The following is a 24,019-nucleotide window of genomic DNA, read 5'->3' as shown; positions in this document are numbered from 1 at the left end:
GGAATGTAGGAAGAGCATAGCACGCGAAAAGGTATCATCGGCTAAGAATTGGCGCAGTGTATTCCATGATTTTCTAGGAAACTAAGGCGATGATTATTTCATTTTCATCTAAATGAGACAAGGACCATTGACGATAGGTATTGGGATGACATCATGATTATGGGGGAGAGGCTATCCGTTTCATAGAAAATCAAGATGATTACGAAAACATCATTTTGTTAGAGACGAAGGAATGTCATAATCATTACATAAGAAAAAAGTGGATGTAAAACGAACCAATGACCGGATCAACAGGGAGAAAAGGAGACATTTTAAAAAATAGAGCCTATTTTGAACGATGTCGTCATCCATGTCGTCTCATGAATAAGAGAAGAAGAGGAAGGAGGGACGTGTTTGGAGCAGACAGAAGAGACATTATTGATTCAGCGGGCAAAACAGGGAGATGATGCCGCATTTACAGCCCTTTATCGGCAACACTATTCCTTTCTTTACCGGTATATGATGAAGCTCACTCTTCAACAAGAGCTGGCAGAAGAAATCATGCAAGAGACGATGCTGAAAGCGTACATGAAACTTTCTTCATTTAGAGGAGATTCCTTATTTTCAACATGGCTCATCTCCATTGCATCGAGGCAATTTTTAGATCACCAAAAGAAAAGAAAACGTGAACAAATGAGAGAAGGGAAGGCAAATCAAGAAGCCATACGCCGCTTCAAATGGGACGTTCAGCAAAAGGGACACACATGGCATGAGATGTGGGATGCTTTAAATGAATTGAAGGCTCAGGAGAGGGCACCGATTATTCTACATTATTATTATGGCTTTACTTACCCAGAAATCGCTTCAATGCTCGGTATGAGAGAAGGCACTGTGAAGTCGAGAGTTCATCATGGATTAAAGAAAATTCGAAAGGAGTGGTTCTTATGAAGGAAGATCGTTTTACCGAACGTTTAAAAGAAGAGTTACAGCAGCTAGATGAACAAATTGAAGTGGAAAAGCCAAGTGAGCAGGCTGTCATGATGATGCTAAAGCAGGCAAAGGAAAAAGAAAAAAGACGTTTTAAACAAGAAATGCTGGCGTACGTTCTCATCAGTCTCACCATTCTGGCACTTTTTGCGGCTGCCATCACCCATTTGCCTATTATTTTAATTCTGCTCCAAGTGGTGAGCGTCCCGCTTTGTGTAGTAGTAGGCATTAAGGAATATCAACACATTAAAGGAGGGTCTTCCTTATGAGTCAGACGGAAATGATCATCTTATTGTGCGCATTGCCGTTATTATTTGCACAGGGATTTCTTTTGTTTATGGATGCTAAAAAAAGAGGGCGTTATAAGTGGTTCTGGGGCATTGTTGGTTTAATTAACTTCCCATCGTCTTCAATTTTATATTGGCTTTGTGTCGTATTACCTGATCGAAAAAGAGGCGAGAATCTCCGAAAGGATTGATCGCGTACCATCAAACTTTTGACCCTTTTTTCGTTTTGAAATCATCTAGAAATAATAGATGGTTCATCAATATGTCAAAGATGGCGGGATACAGAAAGTCCAATTGATCATTTCTAGCACAATAGTCATTCCTTGAGCGGTTATTTTTAAAGACAATAGTTGCTGCTGCTTGATCCATCTCAATTCGGCATCGTTTTCATCTGTTATCAATATTGATCAGTTTTTACAATTGGTGTTAAATTAATCTCAATATGCGTTAGAAAATCTAACAAATAAATGTGTGAAGATATCTACAAGGAGGCAGATGAGATATGTTGACCTTAGATCGAGCAGCACAAACAGCACAAAGCTACATCCACCGTGTGTTAGAGGAGGTGGAAAAGCGAAATCCAGGCGAAGAGGAATTCCAGCAAGCGGTAAAAGAAATTCTTGAATCACTCGTCCCGGTTTTTGCAAAGCACCCAGAGTATGAAAAACAGGGCATTTTAGAACGGTTAATTGAGCCTGAGCGCCTTGTTATGTTTCGCGTACCATGGGTAGACGATGAGGGCAAAGTCCAAGTCAATAGAGGGTTTAGAGTTCAATTCAATAGTGCCATCGGTCCTTATAAAGGAGGCATTCGTTTCCATCCATCCGTCAATGCCAGCATCATCAAGTTTTTAGGGTTTGAACAAATCTTTAAAAACGCACTGACTGGTATGCCGATTGGCGGAGGGAAAGGTGGATCAGATTTTGATCCAAAAGGGAAATCTGATGGAGAAATCATGCGTTTTGTTCAAAGCTTTATGAGTGAACTCGGCCGATATATTGGACCTGATCAAGATGTGCCAGCAGGTGATATTGGCGTAGGGGCACGGGAAATTGGCTATATGTTCGGCCAGTACAAAAAAATGCGCGGTGCTTATGAGGCTGGTGTGCTCACAGGGAAAAGTCCTGGGTTTGGCGGCAGCTTAGCGAGAAAAGAAGCAACGGGCTACGGACTGGTGTACTTTATGGAAGAAATGCTGAAAGCCCATGGTCTGCAATTTGAAGGGCGTTCGGTTGTCGTTTCTGGCTCGGGTAATGTGTCTATTTATGCGATGGAAAAGGTAGTAGAGCTAGGCGGTAAGGTTGTTGCTTGTAGTGATTCAAGCGGAGCCATTTATGACCCGCAAGGCATTTCACTTGAGACAGTGAAGCAGCTGAAGGAAGTCGACAATCAGCGGATTGGGGCTTACATAGACATTCACCCACACGCTGAATTGATTGAAGATTGTGAACAAATTTGGTCATTTCCTTGTGACATTGCACTGCCATGTGCGACACAAAATGAAATATCTGAGGCGCAAGCACAGCAGCTCGTGGCAAACGGGGTCATCGCTGTAGGAGAAGGGGCCAATATGCCATCCACTCTTAAAGCCGTCAAAGTATTTGAACAGCATGGTATTCTGTTTGCACCAGCAAAAGCCGCGAATGCTGGTGGGGTAGGTGTTTCAGCACTGGAAATGGCGCAAAACAGTGCAAGAATGTCGTGGACATTTGAAGAAGTAGATGATCAGCTGAAACAAATGATGCAGTCTATTTATCGTCAGTGTACGGAAACAGCAGACGAATATGGACACTCTGGGAACTTAATCGTAGGAGCAAATATTGCAGGATTTCGCAAAGTGGCAGATGCCATGATAGCACAAGGCGTGATTTAACTCCTGCTCTCCCGCACCTGTTTATTTCATGACTAGATAGGGAATCGTCTTGTAAGAATGACAATAAGGAGGCGCGGGAGAAATGAAAAAATGGCTGAAACAAATTGTCAAATGGGCACCAGTGATTTATCCAGTGGTGAGGAAAATATATAAAGAGCGAAAAGCATCAAAAGCTCGTAACGTATCAGCCGGATAATCCGGCTTTTTTTTATGGAATCATATACAGACCATGCGGTGAAAGAAAAAATTATAGATTCGAATGATCCAATTCAGGCCACTCTCCGTTAAGTACATAACAAACGGAAAGAGGAGGCAATAACAGATGAACATGAAAAAAGCTATTTTAACCATCCCGCTTAGCGCAGCATTACTTTTCCCAGCGGCTCATATTGCAAGTGCACACGAAGGACATATGCATGGTGATGCAAAGAAGACGTCTTCATCACAAGAGGTGTCAAATAAAGCAACGGATCTTCGAGCAGCACTAGATCAGCTGTTCTCAGAGCATGCCTATTTAGCAGTGATCACGATGCAAAAGGGAATTGACGGTAGTAAAGACTTCGATCAAGCAGCGGCGGCGTTAAATGAAAACACGAATGATTTATCAGATGCGATCGCCTCTGTGTACGGTAAAAAAGCAGGGAAACAATTCAAAGCCATTTGGTCAAGCCATATCGGCTACTTTGTTGATTATGTACAAGCCACAGCGAAAAATGATGAGGCAGGTAAAAAGAAAGCAATGAAGCAGCTTGATCAATATCGGATGAAACAAGCCGATATGCTCGATCAAGCCACAGACGGTAGATTGAAAGCTAGTGAGCTTGAGGAAGGCTTAAAGATGCATGTCGATGAACTGCTGAAAGCTTTTGACAGCTATACTGAAAAGGATTTTGATACGACTTACGAAACGGTTAGAAAATCCATTCATCATATGTTTGAAGTGGGAAAAGGCGTGTCATGGGCGATCACAGATCAATTTCCTGGGAAATTTGATCAAAAATCAGTGGATACACCAGCTGCAGATCTTCGTGAAGATTTAAATTACTTGTTCTCAGAGCATTTGGCGTTGGCGGTTGTTGCCATGCAAAAAGGAAATGATGGCAGCAAGGACTTTGACCAAGCAGCTGCTGCTTTAAATGAAAATACAAATGATTTATCTGATGCCATTGCATCTGTTTATGGAAAGGATGCAGGAAAACAATTTAAAACAATTTGGTCAAGCCATATCGGTTACTTAGTTGATTATGTCAAAGCGGATGCATCAGGGGACGAGAAAGCGAAGGAGAAGGCCGTCAAAGATTTAGATGCTTACCGGATGAAACAAGCGAAGTTTTTAGATCAAGCGACAGATGGACGTTTGAAGGCGGCTGATTTAGAAGCTGGTCTGAAAACACATATTGATGAGCTGATCAAAACGTATACGTCTTATCATCAGGGTGAATATGATCAGCTTTATCCGACAGTGAGAGAGGCGTATGGCCATATGTTCATGGTTGGTCAAGATGTGGCAACAGCTATTGTCGACCAGCATCCTGAACTGTTCAAACCCAAAATGCCAAATGAAATGCCGAAAACAGGAATGGGAGGTACTGCCGGTCCTTTAGGCATGTCATATGAAGCTTTTGCTGGGATGATCGCTAGTCTTATTTTAGCTGGAGGTGCAGCGGGTGCGTTCTTCTTCATTCGCCGCAAGACATCAAATTCAAAATCATAAAGACAAGAGGGGAGCGTGCACGACCGTGCCGTTCCTTTCTTTAAAAGGAGGCCGACTTGTGTGAAAAAATGGCTAGTGGGTATTCTCGCGCTTCTCATCATCACAGGCTGTGCATCACATGCTATGGATGAATCGTCATCCTCAGAAACAACATCACCTCCTGAGAAAATGACCACAAATCAAGCTGAAAAACAGAGCCACTCAAACGATACGTTAAAAGGCGAGCCGCCTGGTATTGTCCCAGCTGAAATTGCTATTCCCGCTATTGATGTCAAAGCAAAAGTGGAGAAAACGGCTTTATCAAAGGATGGCAGTATGGGTGTCCCCAAACATACTGACAACACGGCTTGGTTTGAAGATGGTCCGAAGCCAGGGGATAAAGGGAATGCTGTCATGAATGGTCATGTTGATAACAAATGGGGGCCATCTGTTTTTTATCGACTAAAGGATCTGAAAAAGGGAGACAAGGTGATCGTGATGTCTTCGTCAGGAAAAAAGCGAACCTTTGAAGTCACCAAAGTGCAAAGCTATCCGCGTGAAGAGAAGCCAAATGCTTTTTTCGGGTACGCTTTTACACGGAATCTCAATTTAATCACATGTACTGGGACATTTGATCATGCAGCAGGTACACATGAAAAAAGATTGGTTGTATTTACACAGCTCATCTCCTCATAAAAAAGGCGGATACACGAAGGTGTAACGCCTTTTTTCGTCGTTTTCAAAGAAACATCTAAAAAGAAGATTCGTAGGTCATTAGATATGGTTAGTCGTATAAATAGGGGCATTTGTCATATAAATGAATTGGCAATTTTTATTTCTTTTCAGTAGAATATGAGTGATGAAGAGAACTGCAAGCGCATACAACCTGTCCAGACAAGGCAGATTCTCCACCCTTACATAAGGAGGCCGATATGATGCTGAGTAAAAGACTGGCGCACATCTTAAGTCAGCTGATGGCAGCTGAGACCCCTCTCACAAGCGATGCACTTTCTGTCAGCTTACAAGTGACAAGCCGCACCATTCGTACAGACATCAAGGAACTAAATGACCGTCTTGCCCCTTATCAAGCGGCAGTAGCAGCTGTTAGAGGAGCTGGCTATAAGCTGGTGATCAAGGATGAGAATGCTTTTCGCCGTTTTATGAAGGAGGAGGTCGAACAGGAAGAGCCGCTTGCCGTTCTGCCGGAGGAGCGTGTTCGGTTTATTTTAAAAAAGCTTCTTCTGGCAGAAGCGTATGTGAAGCTAGAAAATTTACAGGAGCAGCTGTTTATTAGTAAGTCGACAATGAGTAACGATGTGAAATGGGTCAAACGCAAGCTTGAACCCTTTGATCTGAAGCTGGAAGCGAAGCCGAGCAAAGGTTGCCGGATTAAAGGATCAGAGATGAAAATCCGGTATTGTATGTCAGAGTATTTATTCAACGAGCGCCGTTCCTATCAAACGATGCTAAACACAGCTGCCACCATTTTGCCAAAACATGAACTGGAATTGATTCATAAAACAATGATTGAATATATCAATGAAGAAAGAATGAATCTATCAGACATTTGTGTGAATAATTTAATTGTCCATGTCGCCATTGCCTGTAAACGGATTAGACACGGAAACTATGTATCTGTTCTTCCAGAGGAAATCAACGAAATTCCGCGGGCAAAGGAATACAAAGTAGCCAAAAAAATGGTGGAACGTCTCGAAGGACTGCTGACTGTCTCATTTCCACAAGAGGAGATCGTCTATATCGCTATTCATTTGCTAGGAACAGCCAAAATGGTACAGTCCTTTTCATCGAGCGGTCAAACACAAATTGTGGATGATGACACGAGCCATCTTGTGCAGCTCATGCTGAAAGCCATTGATCAAAAATTGCAACTTGATTTAGCTGGTGATGCGGAATTAATGATTGGACTCAGTCTGCATTTAAAGCCGGCCATGAACCGGTGTAAATATGGAATGAACTTAAGAAATCCGATGCTTGATGAAATAAAAGCAGGGTATCCACTTGCCTTTGAAGCAGGGATTATTGCCAGCAGAGTCATTGAAGAAGAGGCGGGTCTATCGATTCATGAGAATGAAATCGGATATATGGCGCTCCATTTTGGTGCTGCTTTAGAGCGTAGGAAAATGGAGATTCCGCCGAAGCGATGTCTCATTGTCTGTGCATCTGGTGCAGGGAGTGCAAGGCTATTGCAGGATCGTTTGCGGTCAAAATTTGGGTCAAAGCTGACCATTTTAGGAACAGCAGAACTTTATTCACTTCCGCATGTCTCTTTACATGCACTGGATTTGATTATTACGACGATTCCTATTCATATGGATTTACCGATTCCAGTCATTCAAGTGAACACCATTTTAGGAGGCGGCGACTTTTTAAAAATTGAAGAAGCCCTGACGAATGAAACAAGAGTGACATTGGCCTCTCAATATATGAAAAGGGATTTGGTCTTTACAAAACGTGCCTTTCAAACAAAGGAAGAGGTCATGACCTTTCTCACGCAAAAAGTCATTGACATGGGATTAGCACCAGCAGAGCTCACACCATCTGTGATGGAAAGGGAAGAGGCAGCACCTACCTCCTTCGGGCATTATACAGCAATTCCGCACCCTATGACCCCACTGACAGAAGAAACGTTTTGGGCGATATGTACATTAGAAAAACCCATCATTTGGGGAGAGAAAAAGGTTCAATTTGTCTGCTTGCTTTGTGTCGAAAAAGAGAACGCCAAAGATTTAAAAGGGATGTACCGGTTGCTGGGAGAGCTTGTGCATAATGTGAAATTCATTCAGCATCTCATCGCCTGTGATACATTTGAAGACATGCTCGATATCATGTATAAAAAGGCCCCTTCGTACAAGAGCTAACAGTGTGATATGAACTTTTTCCGCTTCCTAAAGGAAAAAGTATAGGTGTTTATGAAAGCGGTTTCATAATATGATGAATGTGTAAAGAAAAGCTTCACACTTTTAAAAGGGGGCGTTTACACATGAACATCTTATTGGTTTGCGCAGCAGGTATGTCAACAAGCTTACTTGTCACAAAAATGGAGAAAAGCGCACAAGAACAAGAAAAAGACTATCGCATTTGGGCGGTCTCTGGAGATGCTGCAAAAAGTCATATTGATCAAGCCGATGTGCTTTTATTAGGACCTCAGGTTCGATATTTATTACCACAAATGAAAAAGCTCGGGGAAGAAAAAGGGATTCCAGTAGACGTCATTAATACCGTGCATTATGGCGTGTGTAATGGCGCAGAGGTTCTAAAATCTGCTGAACAGCTAGTGAACGGATAAAGGGGGCGGAAGGGATGAATGGATTCAACCGATTTCTAGAAGAGAAGGTTATGCCGTTTGCAGGGAAGATTGCCGCTCAAAGACATTTACAAGCATTGCGTGACGGAATTGTTTTAACCATGCCTCTCATTATTGTCGGTTCACTGTTTCTCATTTTGGCCAACCTTCCGATTCCAGGATACAGCGATTTTATGGCAAGTATCTTTGGAGACGAATGGGCTACGAAACTATCCTATCCTGTTAATGCAACCTTTGACATTATGGCACTTGTTGCAACCTTTGGGATTGCCTACAGGCTTGCTGAAAAGTATGCCGTTGATGCACTATCATCTGGTGCGATCGCTGTCGCGGCTTTCCTTTTGGCCACGCCATATCAAGTGCCTTTCACACCTGAAGGCTCAACAGAAGCCATCCTAGTGAATGGCGGAATTCCGGTCACACTGATGGGCAGTAAAGGGTTATTCGTCGCCATGATTATTGCCATGCTTTCAACAGAAATTTACCGCTTCATTGTACAGCGGAATATCGTCATTAAAATGCCTGATGGTGTACCGCCAGCAGTCAGTAAATCGTTTATCGCACTTATTCCAGGTTTTGTGGTGATCACGCTGATCTGGGTCACGAGACTTGTGATTGAGATGACACCTTTTGAGAGTATTCATAATATCATCACCGTCTTAATTGGCACACCGCTTTCCATTCTTGGTGGAAGTTTAGGCGGGAGTATCGTCGCCGTGGGTGTGCAAATGCTCCTCTGGGCATGCGGTATTCATGGAGCAACAATTGTCGGCGGCGTCATGGGTCCGATTTGGCTCGGTGCGATGGATGAGAACCGTCTTGCGTTTCAAGCAGGAGAAGTGCTGCCGAATATTTTCACAGCGCAGTTCTTTGAAATTTTCATCAATGTCGGCGGAAGCGGCGCGACACTTGCTTTGGTGCTGACCATGATCTTACGTGCCAGAAGTAAACAAATGAAACAGCTTGGCCGACTTGCCATTGGGCCAGCCATCTTTAACATCAACGAACCGATCATTTTTGGAATGCCGATTGTGATGAATCCAATGCTTCTCATTCCGTTTATCCTCACGCCAATCATGATGATCATCACCACATATATCGGAATGAGCACAGGACTTGTGGCTAAACCGGCAGGAATCGCTGTCCCATGGACAATGCCGCCAATCATTTCAGGCTATCTCGCAACAGGCGGGAAAATCTCTGGCGCTGTTATGCAACTGATCAACCTCGCGCTGTCATTTGCTCTATACTACCCGTTCTTTAGAATGTGGGATAAGCAGAAATGGAAAGAAGAAAGTGAGCTAGAAACAAAAGCATCAACTGATGAAAATGTCGTCAACATGTAATAGAGGGAACAAGGGGGATGCGGCCGATGGAAATGGAACAAATTGTGTTTCAACTCATCTTACACGGTGGAAATGGCAGAAGCTCAGCAATGGAGGCCATTACATGTGCAAAACAAGGCAACTTTGATGAGGCGAAGCAAAAATTGCAGGAAGCACAAGACGCGTTAAATGAGGCGCATCACGCACAGACAGAGCTGATCCAAGGAGAAATCAAAGGAGAAAAGACGGACATCAGTCTCTTAATGATTCATGCACAGGATCATCTCATGAACGCAATGACGGTCAAGGAGCTCGCAGCGGAAATCATCGAGCTCCATGAAAAAATGAAGCAACTCGGAGGTGTGAATTCATGAAAGACGGAATCAAAATTGTCACAATAGGCGGTGGATCGAGCTATACGCCTGAGCTGGTTGAAGGTTTTATTAAACGGTATCATGAATTGCCTGTAAAGGAATTATGGCTTGTGGATATTGAAGCAGGACAGGAGAAGTTAAACATCGTGGGTGCTTTGACAAAACGTATGGTCGAAAAAGCCGGTCTACCGATTGAGGTACACCTGACTCTTGATCGCCGGGCAGCCCTGAAGGACGCAGACTTTGTCACGACACAATTTCGTGTAGGACTGCTGGAAGCACGGGCAAAGGATGAGAGAATACCGCTCAAATACGGCGTTATTGGACAGGAAACAAACGGACCAGGCGGTTTATTTAAAGGACTTCGCACCATCCCAGTCATTCTAGAGATCGTGAAGGACATGGAAGAGCTTTGTCCAGATGCATGGCTTGTGAACTTTACAAATCCAGCGGGCATGGTCACAGAAGCTGTTTTACGGTACACAAATCTGAAAAAAGTGGTCGGTCTATGCAATGTGCCGATTGGGATCAAAATGGGGATTGCCAAGGCGCTAGATGTGGATGTTGAACGGATCGAGGTGCAGTTCGCCGGCCTCAATCACATGGTCTATGGATTAGACGTGTATTTAGACGGGGTCAGCATTATGGATCAGGTGCTCGATGAACTAGGAAATCCGAATAGCCAGTGGTCCATGAAAAATATCGAAGCGAAAAACTGGGAGCCTTCTTTTGTCAAAGGCTTAGGGGTTATCCCATGTCCGTATCACCGTTATTACTATAAAACGAAAGATATGCTGGAAGAAGAGCAAAAGGCGGCCCAAGAAAAAGGAACAAGAGCAGAGGTTGTGCAGCAAGTCGAGCAAGAATTATTTGAGCTATATAAAGACCCTGATTTATCGATTAAACCACCGCAGCTCGAAAAAAGAGGCGGGGCGTATTACAGTGATGCGGCATGTAACTTAATCAGCTCGATCTATAATGATAAGCATGACATTCAACCCGTGAATACAGTGAACAGAGGAGCGATTGCCAGTATTCCAGCTGAATCAGCAGTGGAAGTGAACTGTATCATTACGAAGGACGGACCAAAACCAATCGCGACTGGTGATCTGCCTGTGGCAGTAAGAGGGCTCGTTCAGCAAATCAAATCATTTGAGCGCGTGGCAGCTGAAGCGGCTGTGACAGGAAATTACGAGACGGCTCTTGTCGCCATGACGATCAACCCGCTTGTCCCATCTGACGAAATTGCAAAGCAAATGTTAGATGAAATGCTTGAAGCGCACCGTGAGTATTTACCGCAATTCTTCAAATCAGTGAATGCGTAAGATGAAACGGCCCCTTTATGGGGTCGTTTTTTATGATTTGACCATATGGAAACAGGAGAAAGAAGTGTATGATAGAAAAACAGCACGTACTGCTTCAAAGAAAGGACTGTTGGCATATGGTTGCAATTGGTTTAATGCTTTACGGTTTTGTCGTTCATCCTGTTATGAGTTATGGCACAGTGGTGCTGTTTTTGTATGGCATCATCGCTTCATTTATTGGTCTCATTCGACATAAATCCTATGTGTGGATGTATGTACTTCGCCTGCTCGTTTGTTTCACCATCCCAGTGACCAACTTGTTGATGTATCTTGCAACGGTTGGAGGAGATGAAAGAGACTTTGATTTCCAGCTGATGCCGTTTGCGTACAATCTTGTCTTTACACTTGAAATCATCGCCATCTTTTTGCCAGAAATCTTTTTGCTGATCGAAAGAAAGCGTGTCATTAAAGGGAAACAGTGGGTGTATGCAGGGGTGATTGTGTGTGTGTCGATCTTGTTTTGGTGCACGATTTGATGGAATGCTGTCAGATCAAGTGTGCAAATGAGTCTATTTCGTCTTTTGATGGAGTAATCTTTTTCGTCGATACTTTACAAAAGTAATGGAAAGGACAATGGTAGAAATCCCTAGAAACTTAAATACAAACCGAGTGAGGAACGGCGAATCCTCGAAACCTGTAGCTATTATACATGAACCAATGATGATCCCACATATAGCTAGCAGGTAAGTAAAAAACATACCATCACTCCTTATGCGTGGAATAAGTGTCTGATTTCCATTATAAGGTATGTTGGAGGGGGAAATAAACAAAAAAAGAACCCTTCATGAAATGAAAGGTTCTCAGCGTGTAGACAAACCCTCGCATTCGGTGTCAGTCCTGCGCGCCGGTGCTCACGAATGTCAAATTCGCTCCGCTCCAGTGCTCGTCCTTCCTAGACTTCAAAGGTTTTCAATCACGCTGAAAAGAAGAAAAAGGGCTAAAATAAAGATCATTTTAGCCCTTTGTCAACAATCTGAGAACCCTTCATGAAATGAAAGGTTCTTTCGCATACTTAAGCCTGCTTGACGACCGAATCGACTTCTACTGTCCAGCCGAAGATGTCTGGCTGTGTTCCTTTTTGAATGCCAGTAATGGCTTCGTACAATTTCTTTGATACCTCGCCTGTTTGACCATTTTGAATGACATATGGCTGATCGTGATAAATTAATTCACCGACAGGAGAGATCACGGCCGCCGTCCCAGTTCCAAAGATTTCTTCAAGTTCGCCTGATTGATGTGCTTCAATTAACTCATCAATTGAAATTTTGCGTTCTGTCACTGGAATCTCCCAATGCTTTAACAGCTCAAGTACAGAGTTACGTGTGATGCCTTCTAAAATGCTGCCGTTCAATTCAGGCGTCACGATTTCTCCATTGATTTTAAAGAAGATATTCATACTACCGACTTCTTCAATGTACTTTTTCTCGACCCCATCAAGCCAAAGAACCTGCGAAAACCCTTTGGTTTCAGCGACTTGCTGTGCCTTCAGGCTTGAGGCATAGTTTCCAGCGGTTTTGGCATTTCCTGTTCCACCCTTAACGGCACGGACAAACTCGTTTTCAACCGCAATTTTCACCGGATGAATGCCTTCTTTATAGTATGATCCCACTGGAGATAAGATAATGAGCAGCTTATACGTGCTTGACGGTGCAACGCCTAAATAAGGCTCAGTGGAAATAATGAATGGACGAATATACAAGGAAGTGCCCTCTGCATCAGGTACCCAATCCTTATCAATACGAATGAGTTCATTTAAGCCCTCTAAAACCGTTTCTGTATCAATTTGCGGGATACACAGGCGGTCATTGGATCTGTTTAAGCGTTCCATGTTCTTTTCCGGACGGAATAAGAGAATTTTTTGATCCTCGGAAACATAAGCCTTTAGGCCTTCGAAAACCGATTGACCATAATGGTAGACCATAGAAGCTGGGTCCATTGGAATCGCCTGATAAGGAATAATTCTTGGATCGTACCAGCCTTTATCAATTGAATAATCCATCACAAACATGTGATCTGTGAAGATCTTTCCGAATTCAAGTTGATCAGATTGAGGTTTTGGTTTTTTTGTTGAACTAAGTTCAACGCGGATGGGTTGTTTTGGCATTGTAAATCTCCTTGCTGTTTGATTATTTGAAAATTCTAATAATATGAAATAATTATGATTCTATTCTATACCTTCACAAAATATTAGCAATAGGTTTTCTGGAATTCAGACAAGAAAAATCTGTTAAAGCGCTTTCCTCCTCACTGCCGTCAGTTTGGCTCATGTCACCCCTTTTCCAAAAAGAAATAAAATCCAAATTCTTTATTAACTGATTAATCTGACAATTTAGAAACGAGTGGTTTTCCTGTAAGATATTCTTTCAACCATACACCTTTTGACCAGTACATTGCAAGGGGCAGCGTCATATTTTAATTCCTCTTTTTTTTAACCGATAAAGGAAGAAGAGAAGTGAAAGGAGCAAACAACGAGATGAAACGAATGATACCAGGTATCTTACTGATTCTATTCATGACTGTGATCAGCTTTGGCTGTCAAGCGATGACAGAGGAGGCTGGCGCCAAGCAAGGCACAACTTATTACGTGGCAACAAACGGAAACGACAAAAACCCTGGAACGAAGCAAAAACCTTTCCGCACACTGAAGAAAGCGGCAAGTATGGCTAAAGCTGGGGCAACGATTAACATGAGAGGTGGTACTTACAAAGAGAAATTGATTGTCCGCCATTCAGGAACAAAGAAAGCACCAGTTGTCTTTCAAGCTTATGGAAAAGAAAAGCCTGTCATTAGCGGAGCATCCCTTAAAGGAAATCAAGCAGACGGCGGTCTTGTCAAAATTGATCAAAAAAGCTATATCACCCTTAAAGGTCTGACAGTCGGACATATCAAAACGAAGAAAGAAGATGTCACACCAGTCGGTATTTTCGTCACAGGCAGCGGCAAAGGAGTCAAACTGCTCAACAACCGTGTGCACGACATTCAAACAACACATAAAAATGGGAATGCGCATGGCATTGCGGTCTATGGAACGAAAGCACCAGCAGCGATTGAAGACATCGAAATCAAAGGAAATACCGTGGAGAAATTGAAGCTAGGCTATAGTGAAGCCCTTGTGTTAAACGGGAACGTCAAAAAATTCCGCGTGACACATAACACGGTTAGGCACACTGATAATATTGGCATTGATTTAATTGGTTTTGAGAACGTAGCACCTTCTAAAAAATATGATCAGGTCAGAAATGGTGTCGTATCTAGAAACAAAGTATATGAGATTACGAGTTATGGGAATCCAGCCTACGGCAAGGACATCTCCGCTGGCGGAATTTATGTTGATGGCGGGAAAGACATTGTGATCGATCATAACATCACACATCACAATGACCTTGGGATTGAAGTCACAAGTGAGCATAAAGGGAAAATGGCGGATCGCATTCGCATCGAGCACAATCAAGTGTATTTGAACCGTTATACAGGCATTTCAATTGGCGGCTATGACAAGAAGAGGGGCGGAACAACAAACACGACCATCTCACATAATATTTTGTACAAAAATGATACAGCCGACTTAGAAGGCGGTCAATTGCTCATGCAATATCAATCGGTGAACAATCGGATCACGAATAATATCATGACAGCTAGTGCATCGCATTACTTAGTCGTGAACTTGTATCAAATCAACCAAAAGAATACATTCCAGAAGAACGTCTATGATGACCGCAAAGGCGCGAAAGCATCACGGTGGGTATGGCGCGGAAAATGGATGGAAGGCTACAAAACGTATCGCTCTAAAAGCGGTCAAGATAAAGGATCAGCACACCTCAATCCACAATATGTGAATGAGAAAAAATATGATTTTCGTCTAAAGAAATCATCACCTGCCAAGAAAATCATCGGCAATTAATCAAGTCAATGGTCACGAACGCATCATTTTAGAAATATTCAAAAAAGTCATTGACATTGGTGTGACATCGCATTAAAGTAAAGAAGACATTTCAACTAAAACAAATTTCATAACGGATCTCTTATCAAGAGAGGCAGAGGGACTGGCCCTATGACGCCCAGCAACCGTTTCTATTTTTAGAAATTGGTGCTAATTCCTGCAAAGCTGTGACAGCTTTGACAGATAAGAGAGGAAGACTTCCCGATACATGTTTCATGCAACGGTGATAACGCCTCTCTTTATCAAGAGAGGCTTTTTTGTTTCTATTTTAGAAGCAATCCACTGGTTTACTGGCGTTTTCTTACTTTTTTACCTAGTTTTCCGATGTGAAAAATAAAACAACTCGAGGAGGAACAGCAATGAAACGTAAATATTGGACATCATCTTTTGTATTATTGACGATCCTAACCGTCCTATTAGCAGGTTGTGGAGCAGGATCAAGCTCAGGCTCAAAGGCGAATGCGAACGAAAAAGTTTCCTTTGACAATGTACCGAAGCGCTTTGCAAAGGGACAGGGAGCAAAAATTAAAGTCATCCGCAAAATCGGCGGAGACGATCATACGGCTCAGTTTCTAGCTGGAACAAAGGCAGAAGGTGAAGCGCTAGGCTTTACGGTGGACGTGTACACAGCTAACGGGGATACAGCGAAGTTCCATGATGCGATCTCTCAGGCGCTAGAAGAAAACTATGATGGCTTTATCATCTCTCATGGGGACGATGAGGCGACAGTCGCTGATGTGAAAAAGATCACAGCGAAAGGCATTCCCGTTGTGGCCTTTGATTCGAATCCTAAGCTGAAGGACATCAAAGGAGTCACAGTGACGTCACAAGATGACGAACAATTAGCGAAAAAATCATTAGATGCTCTCGTGTCTGATTTTAAAGGAAAAGCAAATATTGCGTACCTCTGGGTAGATGGGTTCCCACCAATGGTGAGACGAAACAAAGTGTACCAAGAAACGCTCAAACAGCATAAAGGAATCAAGGAACTTGACCGTTTTGGCATTGCTTCCTCTGATACGTCTGTGCAAACACAAAATGCAGTGGCTGCCATGCTAAATAAGTATCCAAAGGGCAAGCTTGACGCTATTTTTGCCACGTGGGACGCATTTGCTATTGGTGCGGCAAGAGCCTTAAAGGAAGCCGGAAGAACAGAAGTGAAGATTTACGGTATTGATGTGTCAAATGCCGACCTTCAGGAAATGACAGCGAAAGACAGCCCATGGAAGTACACAGCAGCGGTTGATCCGAAGCTCATTGGTGCAGTTGACGTGAGGATTCTTGCGAAGAAAATAGCTGGAGAGAAAACACCCTCTTCCTATGACCTTGAGGCCTCCCTCATTTCACAAAAGCAGCTTCATCAAGCCGGCAAGGCTATCAATATGGTTAATCTTGCGGAAGAAGTAAAGGGATTCGGTTCATCTACTGCTTTTGAAGAAGATTGGATGAAGACCTTGAAGAAACATTATGCAAAATAAACAACGTACACTCTCTTCCCATAGAGGGTGTTTCGTTTTTCAAATGACGATCAATAGACAAGGAGGACACCTATGACTTCGCCGCTTGTTTGTATGAAGAATATTTCGATTGAATTCCCAGGGGTTAAAGCGCTGGATCAAGTGAATTTCACATTAAAAAAAGGTACGGTCCATGCGCTGATTGGAGCGAACGGTGCTGGGAAATCAACGTTAATGAAAGTTCTCTCTGGCGCTCATTCGCATTTCGAGGGAACCATCCACATCAATGGCAAGACTGCATCGATTCAAACACCGAAGGATGCGGCCTCATACGGTGTGCAGACAGTCCATCAAGAAGTGGATACGGCTCTTGTTCCCTATTTAAGTGTTGGTGAGAACATGATGATGCATGAGATTGAGAAAAAATCATTTGTCCGCTGGAAAGAGCTTCATCGCAAGGCGGCTCAACTATTAAAAGAGATGGACATCGACATCTCCACAAAACGTCTTGTGAGTGATCTGACACTTGCAGAAAAACAGATGGTGCTCATTGCCAAGGCCGTTTCGATCAAATGCAGCATTTTAATTTTAGATGAACCAACTGCTCCGCTTAGTCATGCAGAAACAAGCAAGTTATTCTCAATGATTGATCAACTGAAAAAGAATGGAACGGGTATTGTGTTTATCTCGCATCGAATGCCCGAAATTTTCAATATCTGTGATGAGCTGACTGTGATGCGAAATGGAACCGATGTGGCAGCACACCTCGTCAAAGACACAAATCCCCAGCAGGTCATTGAGGAAATGCTAGGCACACCATTAGAGGAGCAATTCCCGCACCGTACACCTTTGAAGGATGCACCTATTGTGCTTGAAGTGAAACAGTTATACGACCAGCATAAATTAAGCAACATTCATCTTCATGTGAAAAAGGGAGAAATTCTCGGGATTGCAGGACTTGTCGGTGCTGGTAAAACAGAGTTGTGCAAAGCCCTTTTTGGCGCCTCAGAAAAAAAGATGGGCATTGTGCAGCTTCATGGTAAAACCATTCAAATCAAATCGCCTCATCAAGCAGTGAGAGCCGGCTTGGCACTTGTTCCCGAGGAGCGGAGAAAAGAAGGGATTTTGACGGAAGAGACCGTGGGATGGAACCTAACAGCTGCAAGTCTTCGCTCATTCTCACGGATGCTCAGCTTCTTACATCGTCCTAAGGAAAAGCAGGCAGCAGGTGAAATCGTCAAACGGCTTGGCGTCAAAACGCCTTCTCTTGAGGCGAAGGTAAAGCATTTATCTGGTGGAAATCAGCAAAAGATTTCCATTGGAAAATGGCTGCTAGCTGAGGCGGATGTGTATCTCTTTGATGAACCAACCAAAGGGGTAGACGTTGGAGCGAAAAAAGACATTTTCTCTCTTATTGCAGAACTTGCCGCCCGAGGAAAGTCCGTGATTTATGCGTCAAGTGAGCTGGCGGAAATTGCGGGCATTGCAGACCGAGTATACGTGCTATATGATGGCAGCATTACCCGGGAAATGACCGCACCAACGACTGAAGAAGAGCTTTTATATCATTCAACAGGAGGACAATCATGAGCGAACGACAAATTTCAGCCCCTGTTCAGCAAATCAAAAAACAGCGGCCATCATTTCACCTGTTTGATTTCTTTTATCAATATGGCACCATCTTAACGATTGTCGTTTTGATCGTGGTATTTGCGGCAGCGAATCCAGCGTTTTTGCAATCAGGGAATATCATCAACATTTTACGATCTATCTCAATTGTCACCATCATTGCAGTGGGCTTAACGATATCATTGGCAGTGAATGGCTTTGATTTATCAGTAGGCTCAGTTGCTACGCTATCGAATGCGATTGTGATCTCTATGTTTGTATGGTTCTCGCAAAACCCACTGATTGCGATCCTCTCTGCGCTAGCGGCTGCTATCATTGTTGGTTTACTGAATGCATGGATGATTGTCAAAATGAAGATTCCAGATATGCTCATGACATTAGCCATGATGTTTATCATTCAAGGGCTGGCTCAAACCTACACGAAAGGTGCGACCATTTCTGAAAATATGGTGCTGCCTGATGGTACGTTCTCAACTGGTACCATCCCCGCCTTTTTCAGCAAAATCGGACAGGTGCCATATATCATTTTGATTATGGCAGCCATCGTGCTATTTGCGCATGTTTTCATGACCTACACAAAGCATGGTCGATTTATGTACATCATCGGTGGGAATAAGGAAGCGGCTCGATTGTCTGGCATTCATGTGAACAAATACAAAATCGCAGCATATCTTCTGTCTGCTTTATTTGCAGCGATAGGTGGTATTGTGCTGGCGTCAAGGGTGATGACAGCAGAAATTAATGCCGGAACGCCTTATTTAATGGATGGAGTAGCGGCTGCCTTTATCGGCTTTTCCGTCATGGGAGCAGGTAAGCCAAACGCATTTGGCACTTTTATTGGTGCTGTGCTCATCGGTATTTTACAAAATGGACTAGTGATGATGTCTGTCCCTTACTATGCGATGGACATCGTGAAAGGATCGGTGCTTGCACTTGCGCTGGCGCTGACGTATTACAAGCAGCGTGGCTAGCGGGTATTTTTTTAAAACCATTCGCGTCCTCTCTCCGTCTAGTAAACGGAAAGCGGTGTAACCGCCGTTTGTCAAAAGGAGATGACAAATAGAATGAATATGTCAGCAACTCATGTAGAAGATTTGAAAAGTGTCATGGAAGACTGGAAAAATGAATTATTAGTATATAAATTTGCGTTAGATGAAATGGATACAAAGTTTTCGATTATTAGTCAGGAATATAATTTAATCCATGGACACAACCCAATAGAGCATACAAAATCACGGATCAAATCCTTTGAGAGCATCGTGAATAAGCTAGCAAGAAAGGGATGCGACATCACCACACAATGTGCGAAGGAGCATATTCATGATATCGCTGGAGTCCGCATCATCTGCTCTTTTATTCAGGATATCTATAACATTATTGATGTATTGAGGCAAAGAGAGGATTTAAAGATCCTTGAAGTGAAGGATTACATTCAACATCCAAAGCCAAACGGCTACAGAAGTCTTCATTTAATTGTTGAGATTCCTGTCTACTTAACGAATCGTGTGGAGCATGTGAAGGTCGAGATTCAGGTGCGGACCATTGCGATGGATTTCTGGGCGAGTCTTGAACATAAAATCTATTATAAACTGCAAAACGATGTCCCTCATCAGCTCACCGATGAACTGAAGGAAGCGGCAGATATCGCCCATTACTTAGATGAAAAAATGCAAAATATCAAACGAGAAATTGATTAGCAGATAAAAAGAGTAGCTGTTTTTGATCACAGCTACTCTTTTTATTCATAGGCTTCCATATTAAGGGTTGGTTCCGCGATCTCTCTTTTGAATGATCGTATCCTTGTCTTGAGATTGTGCAGATTGGCTGTCTTTTTGAGTAGAAGCGCCAATGGAAATACCTGTTATCAAGAGCGTGAAAATCGCACTTGTGATGAGCCATTTCTTCATCATACATCACTCCATATTCTTAACAAGTTTTTAATGACAACGCCTTGTTCCAAAAATAAGTGGATTCTTTATGAAGCTCATTATCCGTTAAGTAAGCTGCTATATCCTGACAGATGGCTTCAAGATCGACAAGGAAATTCATTGATTCTAATTGATCACAATCAGACTTGATTTGCTCGATCATGTTGTCTGGTTGAAGCATGAGTGTTTCTAAAATGGATAATTTAAGTGAAATGTTTCGTTGTTTTAAATTTTCTGCTTTGTGAAGTGAAAGCTGTACGTAATAGTGGAACAAACCAGGCTTTTTCAGCTTAAATAGTGCTTTTGTGTAGGCATACATGGCAAGTAAATAGCCGCCTGGAGAAGACGTTTCGAATGTTTCAATGGATAAAGCTTTTTCTAGGAGCGGCACAGCTTTACTGTATTCATTTCTTAAACTTTTAATAAAGGCTGCATTGCAATACGCGTGACCAAGTAAGTCTGGGTCTTCCACCTGTTCTAGTGAATGAATCACTTCTTCAAACAGCGTCTCTGCCTCATCATATTTCGATTGATCAGCATAATTCAAAGCAAGCATCATTTGACAGCTGATTGATTTTTTCACATAACATGGATCTGCGTCGTAAATAGATGAAGCCATCTTTAAGTGGTGTATGGAGAGAAGCGTGGACCTGATATTATAGTATAGACACCCAGTTTTATAATGAAATTCTGCTTTTTCAATGTCATCGTGCACGAGGTCTAATTTATCCTCGGCCAATTTTAAATGATGAAATGCTGTATCCTGATTTCCTCTGCGCATTTCATACATGCCTTTAAAGAAATAGAAATAGTAGCTGAGCATATCATCCGTACGGATCGCATTTTCATCTACAAAAAGACTATGATCTAACGAAGCTGTATCTTCGATGAGATCCTTAAAACGATATTCTAGTAATTGATAGTAAAGTAAGACGTCTTGATTCTCTTCCATTCGATCAAACGCTTGAAGAATGTCTTCTTTTAGCTGTATCGCTTCTTGTATCTCTCTTTTTTTCATCATAACATACCAGTCATTTAGCATATTCGCTACATCAACGGACGACAAAACCCCTGTTTCTGCCAATTCATATCCTCCTTTCTTCATCTCTCCACCTATTTCGATTTCCGATCATTTGAATCAACTTTCCATATTAAGTATCTTCTTATATTTTAAGCGCTCTCTCGCAATTTGTAAAACATGTTTTTTGATGTAAATTCAACCAATAGTGAAAAATAAAGGGATTGAGAGGTTAGTTGAATGCGCTTACATTTTTTAAGGTAAAAAGAGGGTTTTCGAAAAAATATATCACAATATCATTAGAGAGAGAAAGGCGGTTGATGAGTGTTTTTTCATAGATTAGAAAGAAACGGCGATTTTCAAGGTGTAGCCTCATTTTTTCGTAAGATTATCTTACATCATGATTGTGAATCACTCTTCTTTCAGAATAAAATGAGTTATTCGCAAAAAAGTAAAATTTAAAGAGACTATTGATCTAGAATTGTATGGATCTTTGGTATTGATAAAAAACATCACACACCATAGCTTTAGCGTGGTATAGTAATATTGTTATTGCGAATATTTAGACAAAACTGACAATAGGGGGTCGTGTTTTATGAAGAAATCGATGTTACTGATCATGGGACTAATTGTTGTGCTTGTCATGGCAGCCTGTGGATCAAAATCGGACAGCGGTTCGGGAGAAGGCAAAGGTACATATAAAATTGGGATAGATACAACATATCCGCCATTTGAATTTGAAAAGGGCGGTCAATATGAAGGAATAGACGTTGATTTAATTAATGCGATTGCAAAGGACCAAGATTTCAAAGTGAAGCTTGAAGCAATGGACTTCTCAGGAATCATTCCAGCGATGCAAGCAGGTCAGCTTGATGTGGGAATGGGCGGGATGAGTATTACAGATGAGCGTAAAAAGAAAGTAGATTTCTCAGATCCATATTTCGACGCTGGACTGACAGTTGTCGTGAAAAAGGACAGCAGTATCAAATCAATTGATGATTTAAAGGGGAAAAAGCTAGCTGTTAAAAATGGGACAACAGGTGCAAAATTTGCATCAGATAACGCAGATAAATATGGGTATGAAGTTGTTCAATTTAATGACAGTCCATCTATGTTCCAAGAAGTATCGAACGGAAATGCAGATGCATTGATCGAGGATTATCCTGTCATTACGTATGCGATCGCCCAACAAGATTTAAAATTGAAAACAGTTGGAGACCGTTTGAATGGGGACCAATACGGTATCTCTGTGATGAAAGGGAAAAACCAAGACTTATTGAAGAAAATCAATAAAGGCCTAGAGAACCTAAAGAAAAACGGTGAATATGACAAAATTATTGATAAATATTTGAAGTCATAACACAAGCGAGGCGCGCTTCGAGCGCGCTTTGTTTATGTGTACACCGTATGTGAATTAGGGAGGGAGAAACATGGATACGATTATGAATGCATTTCCGTATTTAATGGATGGTTTGCAAACCACTTTATATATCTTTGTTGTTGCTATCATTTTAGGATTTATCATCGGTTTAATTGTGGCATTATTCCGCCTGTCACCATTTAAAATCTTGAATTTCATTGCGCTCGTTTTTGTAAATGCCATTCGAGGTACCCCATTTATCGTACAGCTATTCTTCATTTATTTTGGTTTGAATACACTTGAATTCATTTCGCTTGATCGAGTGCCGGCAGGGATTATTACAGTAGCGATTAATGCGGGGGCTTATTTCTCAGAAATTATTCGTGCAGGAATTCAATCCATTGATAAAGGACAAACAGAAGCCGCACGCTCTCTAGGTTTTACAGGGGGACAAAACATGCGCTTTATTGTCCTTCCGCAGGCATTTCGCCGTATGCTTCCAGCGATTACAAATCAAGCCATTATCAGCTTGAAGGATACGTCCCTCTTATCTATTATCGGGATCGCCGATATTATGCAGCGAGGACAAGTTCAAGCATCGGCCACATTTGATCCTTTGAATGTCTGGCTCATTGTCGGTGTCATTTATTTCGTGATCATTTATTTACTTTCTCTACTGGCTAGCTATGCAGAAAGGAGATTTGATATCAAATGAGTATGATTACGGTGAAAAATTTAAAGAAATCCTTTGGAGATCATGAAGTACTAAAGGATATTAATGCAGTCATTGAGGAAAAGGAAGTAGTGTGTGTCATTGGTCCCTCTGGATCAGGAAAGAGCACGTTTCTAAGATGTCTTAATAAATTAGAGGATATTACTGCTGGAGAAGTCGTTGTCCATGGACATACGATTACAGATCCAAAGGTCAACATCAATAAAGTACGACAAGAAGTTGGCATGGTGTTTCAGCACTTTAATTTATTTCCTCATAAAACGGTTTTAGAAAATATCACGATCGCACCAATTAAGGTAAAAGGCGTCGAAAAAAAGGCGGCAGTCGATAAAGCCATAGACTTGCTTGAAAAGGTCGGCTTAAAAGACAAAGCCAAAAGCTACCCTAACCAATTATCTGGTGGACAAAAACAGCGTGTCGCCATTGCAAGAGCCTTGGCGATGGACCCGAAAGTACTATTATTCGATGAACCGACATCGGCACTTGACCCTGAGGTCGTTGGGGATGTATTAGCTGTTATGAAACAATTAGCAGTCGAAGGCATGACGATGATTGTGGTCACACATGAAATGGGCTTTGCAAGAGAGGTAGGGGACCGCGTGATCTTTATGGATGGCGGTTATATCGTCGAAGAAGACAAACCGGAAGCACTCTTTGGAAACCCACAGCATGAGCGTACAAAATCATTCCTTAGTAAGGTGCTATAAAAAAAGAGTAAGAGCAGATATACATGCTCTTACTCTTTTT

Annotated in this window: 24 protein-coding genes and 1 riboswitch; of the genes, 21 read left to right on the top strand and 3 right to left on the bottom strand. The window is 42.2% G+C overall.

What is annotated here, in order from left to right:
• Positions 1 to 393: 393 nt before the first annotated feature.
• The 13 genes from sigY to C6W18_RS09230 all read left to right on the top strand — a co-directional run bounded on the left by sigY (position 394) and on the right by C6W18_RS09230 (position 11,683).
• The gene (sigY, locus tag C6W18_RS09285) at positions 394 to 927 is read left to right on the top strand and encodes an RNA polymerase sigma factor SigY (protein ID WP_034321866.1); all 534 of its coding nucleotides are present in this window, start codon (positions 394 to 396) and stop codon (positions 925 to 927) included.
• A complete protein-coding gene (locus tag C6W18_RS09280) occupies positions 924 to 1,235 on the top strand; it encodes a YxlC family protein (RefSeq protein ID WP_034321869.1) in 312 nt (103 codons plus the stop codon). The genes sigY and C6W18_RS09280 overlap by 4 nt, the downstream gene beginning before the upstream one ends.
• Positions 1,232 to 1,444, top strand: a complete 213-nt coding sequence (locus C6W18_RS09275) for a hypothetical protein (RefSeq protein WP_034321872.1) — start codon at positions 1,232 to 1,234, stop codon at positions 1,442 to 1,444. The genes C6W18_RS09280 and C6W18_RS09275 overlap by 4 nt, the downstream gene beginning before the upstream one ends.
• Positions 1,445 to 1,755: 311 nt before the next feature.
• A complete protein-coding gene (gene gdhA / locus C6W18_RS09270; RefSeq protein WP_034321874.1) occupies positions 1,756 to 3,126 on the top strand; it encodes an NADP-specific glutamate dehydrogenase in 1,371 nt (456 codons plus the stop codon).
• 82 nt (positions 3,127 to 3,208) lie between these two features.
• The gene (locus tag C6W18_RS20275; protein ID WP_223251662.1) at positions 3,209 to 3,322 is read left to right on the top strand and encodes a hypothetical protein; all 114 of its coding nucleotides are present in this window, start codon (positions 3,209 to 3,211) and stop codon (positions 3,320 to 3,322) included.
• A gap of 126 nt (positions 3,323 to 3,448) precedes the next feature.
• Positions 3,449 to 4,840, top strand: a complete 1,392-nt coding sequence (locus C6W18_RS09265) for a copper amine oxidase (RefSeq protein WP_105927390.1) — start codon at positions 3,449 to 3,451, stop codon at positions 4,838 to 4,840.
• Between the two features lie 60 nt (positions 4,841 to 4,900).
• On the top strand, positions 4,901 to 5,515 hold the full coding sequence (locus C6W18_RS09260) for a class F sortase (RefSeq protein ID WP_034321878.1): 615 nt from the start codon (positions 4,901 to 4,903) through the stop codon (positions 5,513 to 5,515).
• A gap of 239 nt (positions 5,516 to 5,754) precedes the next feature.
• On the top strand, positions 5,755 to 7,698 hold the full coding sequence (locus C6W18_RS09255; RefSeq protein WP_105927389.1) for a BglG family transcription antiterminator: 1,944 nt from the start codon (positions 5,755 to 5,757) through the stop codon (positions 7,696 to 7,698).
• 122 nt (positions 7,699 to 7,820) lie between these two features.
• On the top strand, positions 7,821 to 8,126 hold the full coding sequence (locus C6W18_RS09250; RefSeq protein WP_105927388.1) for a PTS sugar transporter subunit IIB: 306 nt from the start codon (positions 7,821 to 7,823) through the stop codon (positions 8,124 to 8,126).
• A 14-nt stretch (positions 8,127 to 8,140) separates the two neighbouring features.
• On the top strand, positions 8,141 to 9,490 hold the full coding sequence (gene celB / locus C6W18_RS09245; protein ID WP_034321883.1) for a PTS cellobiose transporter subunit IIC: 1,350 nt from the start codon (positions 8,141 to 8,143) through the stop codon (positions 9,488 to 9,490).
• 26 nt (positions 9,491 to 9,516) lie between these two features.
• Entirely contained in the window at positions 9,517 to 9,843 is a 327-nt protein-coding gene (locus tag C6W18_RS09240) for a PTS lactose/cellobiose transporter subunit IIA (protein ID WP_034321886.1), read from the top strand.
• Positions 9,840 to 11,168, top strand: coding sequence for a 6-phospho-beta-glucosidase (locus tag C6W18_RS09235; RefSeq protein WP_105927387.1), 1,329 nt, complete (start codon positions 9,840 to 9,842; stop codon positions 11,166 to 11,168). Before C6W18_RS09240 ends, C6W18_RS09235 begins: the two co-directional genes overlap by 4 nt.
• 116 nt (positions 11,169 to 11,284) lie before the next feature.
• Entirely contained in the window at positions 11,285 to 11,683 is a 399-nt protein-coding gene (locus tag C6W18_RS09230) for a hypothetical protein (RefSeq protein ID WP_105927441.1), read from the top strand.
• 536 nt (positions 11,684 to 12,219) lie between these two features.
• On the opposite strand, the gene C6W18_RS09215 is transcribed toward C6W18_RS09230, so the two are convergent.
• Complete coding sequence (locus tag C6W18_RS09215) at positions 12,220 to 13,311, bottom strand: branched-chain amino acid aminotransferase (protein WP_034321895.1); 1,092 nt, start codon at positions 13,309 to 13,311, stop codon at positions 12,220 to 12,222.
• Positions 13,312 to 13,680: 369 nt separating this feature from the next.
• On the opposite strand from C6W18_RS09215, the gene C6W18_RS09210 reads away from it, so the two are divergent.
• The 5 genes from C6W18_RS09210 (at position 13,681) to ywaC (ending at position 19,930) form a co-directional block, all read left to right on the top strand.
• A complete protein-coding gene (locus C6W18_RS09210) occupies positions 13,681 to 15,108 on the top strand; it encodes a DUF1565 domain-containing protein (RefSeq protein WP_105927440.1) in 1,428 nt (475 codons plus the stop codon).
• 118 nt (positions 15,109 to 15,226) lie between these two features.
• A riboswitch (SAM riboswitch) is annotated at positions 15,227 to 15,337 on the top strand.
• 169 nt (positions 15,338 to 15,506) lie between these two features.
• Positions 15,507 to 16,625 carry a sugar ABC transporter substrate-binding protein gene (locus C6W18_RS09205; RefSeq protein ID WP_105927384.1) on the top strand — a complete coding sequence of 373 codons (1,119 nt, stop codon included), beginning with the start codon at positions 15,507 to 15,509 and terminating at the stop codon, positions 16,623 to 16,625.
• Positions 16,626 to 16,697: 72 nt separating this feature from the next.
• Positions 16,698 to 18,194: a sugar ABC transporter ATP-binding protein gene (locus C6W18_RS09200; RefSeq protein ID WP_105927383.1), complete on the top strand. Its 1,497-nt coding sequence runs from the start codon at positions 16,698 to 16,700 to the stop codon at positions 18,192 to 18,194.
• The gene (locus C6W18_RS09195) at positions 18,191 to 19,204 is read left to right on the top strand and encodes an ABC transporter permease (protein WP_034321904.1); all 1,014 of its coding nucleotides are present in this window, start codon (positions 18,191 to 18,193) and stop codon (positions 19,202 to 19,204) included. Before C6W18_RS09200 ends, C6W18_RS09195 begins: the two co-directional genes overlap by 4 nt.
• Positions 19,205 to 19,297: 93 nt before the next feature.
• A complete protein-coding gene (gene ywaC / locus C6W18_RS09190) occupies positions 19,298 to 19,930 on the top strand; it encodes a GTP pyrophosphokinase YwaC (RefSeq protein WP_034321907.1) in 633 nt (210 codons plus the stop codon).
• A gap of 60 nt (positions 19,931 to 19,990) precedes the next feature.
• Here the strand turns inward: ywaC and C6W18_RS20040 are convergent, their stop codons facing one another.
• A complete protein-coding gene (locus tag C6W18_RS20040) occupies positions 19,991 to 20,140 on the bottom strand; it encodes a hypothetical protein (RefSeq protein WP_189318065.1) in 150 nt (49 codons plus the stop codon).
• 19 nt (positions 20,141 to 20,159) lie between these two features.
• A complete protein-coding gene (locus C6W18_RS09185) occupies positions 20,160 to 21,245 on the bottom strand; it encodes a Rap family tetratricopeptide repeat protein (RefSeq protein ID WP_105927382.1) in 1,086 nt (361 codons plus the stop codon).
• A 529-nt stretch (positions 21,246 to 21,774) separates the two neighbouring features.
• Here C6W18_RS09185 and C6W18_RS09180 point away from each other — a divergent pair.
• The 3 genes from C6W18_RS09180 to C6W18_RS09170 all read left to right on the top strand — a co-directional run bounded on the left by C6W18_RS09180 (position 21,775) and on the right by C6W18_RS09170 (position 23,979).
• Positions 21,775 to 22,539 (top strand): transporter substrate-binding domain-containing protein, encoded by a 765-nt coding sequence (locus tag C6W18_RS09180; RefSeq protein ID WP_105927381.1) that lies wholly within the window; start codon positions 21,775 to 21,777, stop codon positions 22,537 to 22,539.
• 70 nt (positions 22,540 to 22,609) lie between these two features.
• Positions 22,610 to 23,254: an amino acid ABC transporter permease gene (locus tag C6W18_RS09175; protein WP_099682311.1), complete on the top strand. Its 645-nt coding sequence runs from the start codon at positions 22,610 to 22,612 to the stop codon at positions 23,252 to 23,254.
• Positions 23,251 to 23,979 (top strand): amino acid ABC transporter ATP-binding protein, encoded by a 729-nt coding sequence (locus C6W18_RS09170; RefSeq protein ID WP_105927380.1) that lies wholly within the window; start codon positions 23,251 to 23,253, stop codon positions 23,977 to 23,979. The genes C6W18_RS09175 and C6W18_RS09170 overlap by 4 nt, the downstream gene beginning before the upstream one ends.
• Positions 23,980 to 24,019: the final 40 nt, after the last annotated feature.

The sequence above is a fragment of the Bacillus sp. LLTC93 genome (genome assembly GCF_002993125.1).
Lineage (GTDB): Bacteria > Bacillota > Bacilli > Bacillales > Bacillaceae > Bacillus > Bacillus zhangzhouensis.
Note: the sequence above shows the minus strand (reverse complement) of the source record. Positions and strands in the feature narration are given on the sequence as shown.

Excerpts from the sequence above, each read along its gene's own strand:
- C6W18_RS09250 (WP_105927388.1), top strand. The coding sequence starts at position 7,821 with ATGAACATCTTATTGGTTTGCGCAGCAGGTATGTCAACAAGCTTACTT.
- C6W18_RS09210 (WP_105927440.1), top strand. The coding sequence starts at position 13,681 with ATGAAACGAATGATACCAGGTATCTTACTGATTCTATTCATGACTGTG.
- C6W18_RS09275 (WP_034321872.1), top strand. The coding sequence starts at position 1,232 with ATGAGTCAGACGGAAATGATCATCTTATTGTGCGCATTGCCGTTATTA.
- C6W18_RS09265 (WP_105927390.1), top strand. The coding sequence starts at position 3,449 with ATGAACATGAAAAAAGCTATTTTAACCATCCCGCTTAGCGCAGCATTA.
- C6W18_RS09280 (WP_034321869.1), top strand. The coding sequence starts at position 924 with ATGAAGGAAGATCGTTTTACCGAACGTTTAAAAGAAGAGTTACAGCAG.
- C6W18_RS09235 (WP_105927387.1), top strand. The coding sequence starts at position 9,840 with ATGAAAGACGGAATCAAAATTGTCACAATAGGCGGTGGATCGAGCTAT.
- gdhA (WP_034321874.1), top strand. The coding sequence starts at position 1,756 with ATGTTGACCTTAGATCGAGCAGCACAAACAGCACAAAGCTACATCCAC.
- C6W18_RS20275 (WP_223251662.1), top strand. The coding sequence starts at position 3,209 with ATGAAAAAATGGCTGAAACAAATTGTCAAATGGGCACCAGTGATTTAT.
- C6W18_RS09180 (WP_105927381.1), top strand. The coding sequence starts at position 21,775 with ATGAAGAAATCGATGTTACTGATCATGGGACTAATTGTTGTGCTTGTC.
- C6W18_RS09215 (WP_034321895.1), bottom strand. The coding sequence starts at position 13,311 with ATGCCAAAACAACCCATCCGCGTTGAACTTAGTTCAACAAAAAAACCA.
- celB (WP_034321883.1), top strand. The coding sequence starts at position 8,141 with ATGAATGGATTCAACCGATTTCTAGAAGAGAAGGTTATGCCGTTTGCA.
- C6W18_RS09195 (WP_034321904.1), top strand. The coding sequence starts at position 18,191 with ATGAGCGAACGACAAATTTCAGCCCCTGTTCAGCAAATCAAAAAACAG.
- C6W18_RS09230 (WP_105927441.1), top strand. The coding sequence starts at position 11,285 with ATGGTTGCAATTGGTTTAATGCTTTACGGTTTTGTCGTTCATCCTGTT.
- ywaC (WP_034321907.1), top strand. The coding sequence starts at position 19,298 with ATGAATATGTCAGCAACTCATGTAGAAGATTTGAAAAGTGTCATGGAA.
- C6W18_RS09240 (WP_034321886.1), top strand. The coding sequence starts at position 9,517 with ATGGAAATGGAACAAATTGTGTTTCAACTCATCTTACACGGTGGAAAT.
- C6W18_RS09200 (WP_105927383.1), top strand. The coding sequence starts at position 16,698 with ATGACTTCGCCGCTTGTTTGTATGAAGAATATTTCGATTGAATTCCCA.
- C6W18_RS09170 (WP_105927380.1), top strand. The coding sequence starts at position 23,251 with ATGAGTATGATTACGGTGAAAAATTTAAAGAAATCCTTTGGAGATCAT.
- C6W18_RS09205 (WP_105927384.1), top strand. The coding sequence starts at position 15,507 with ATGAAACGTAAATATTGGACATCATCTTTTGTATTATTGACGATCCTA.
- C6W18_RS09255 (WP_105927389.1), top strand. The coding sequence starts at position 5,755 with ATGCTGAGTAAAAGACTGGCGCACATCTTAAGTCAGCTGATGGCAGCT.
- C6W18_RS20040 (WP_189318065.1), bottom strand. The coding sequence starts at position 20,140 with ATGAAGAAATGGCTCATCACAAGTGCGATTTTCACGCTCTTGATAACA.
- C6W18_RS09175 (WP_099682311.1), top strand. The coding sequence starts at position 22,610 with ATGGATACGATTATGAATGCATTTCCGTATTTAATGGATGGTTTGCAA.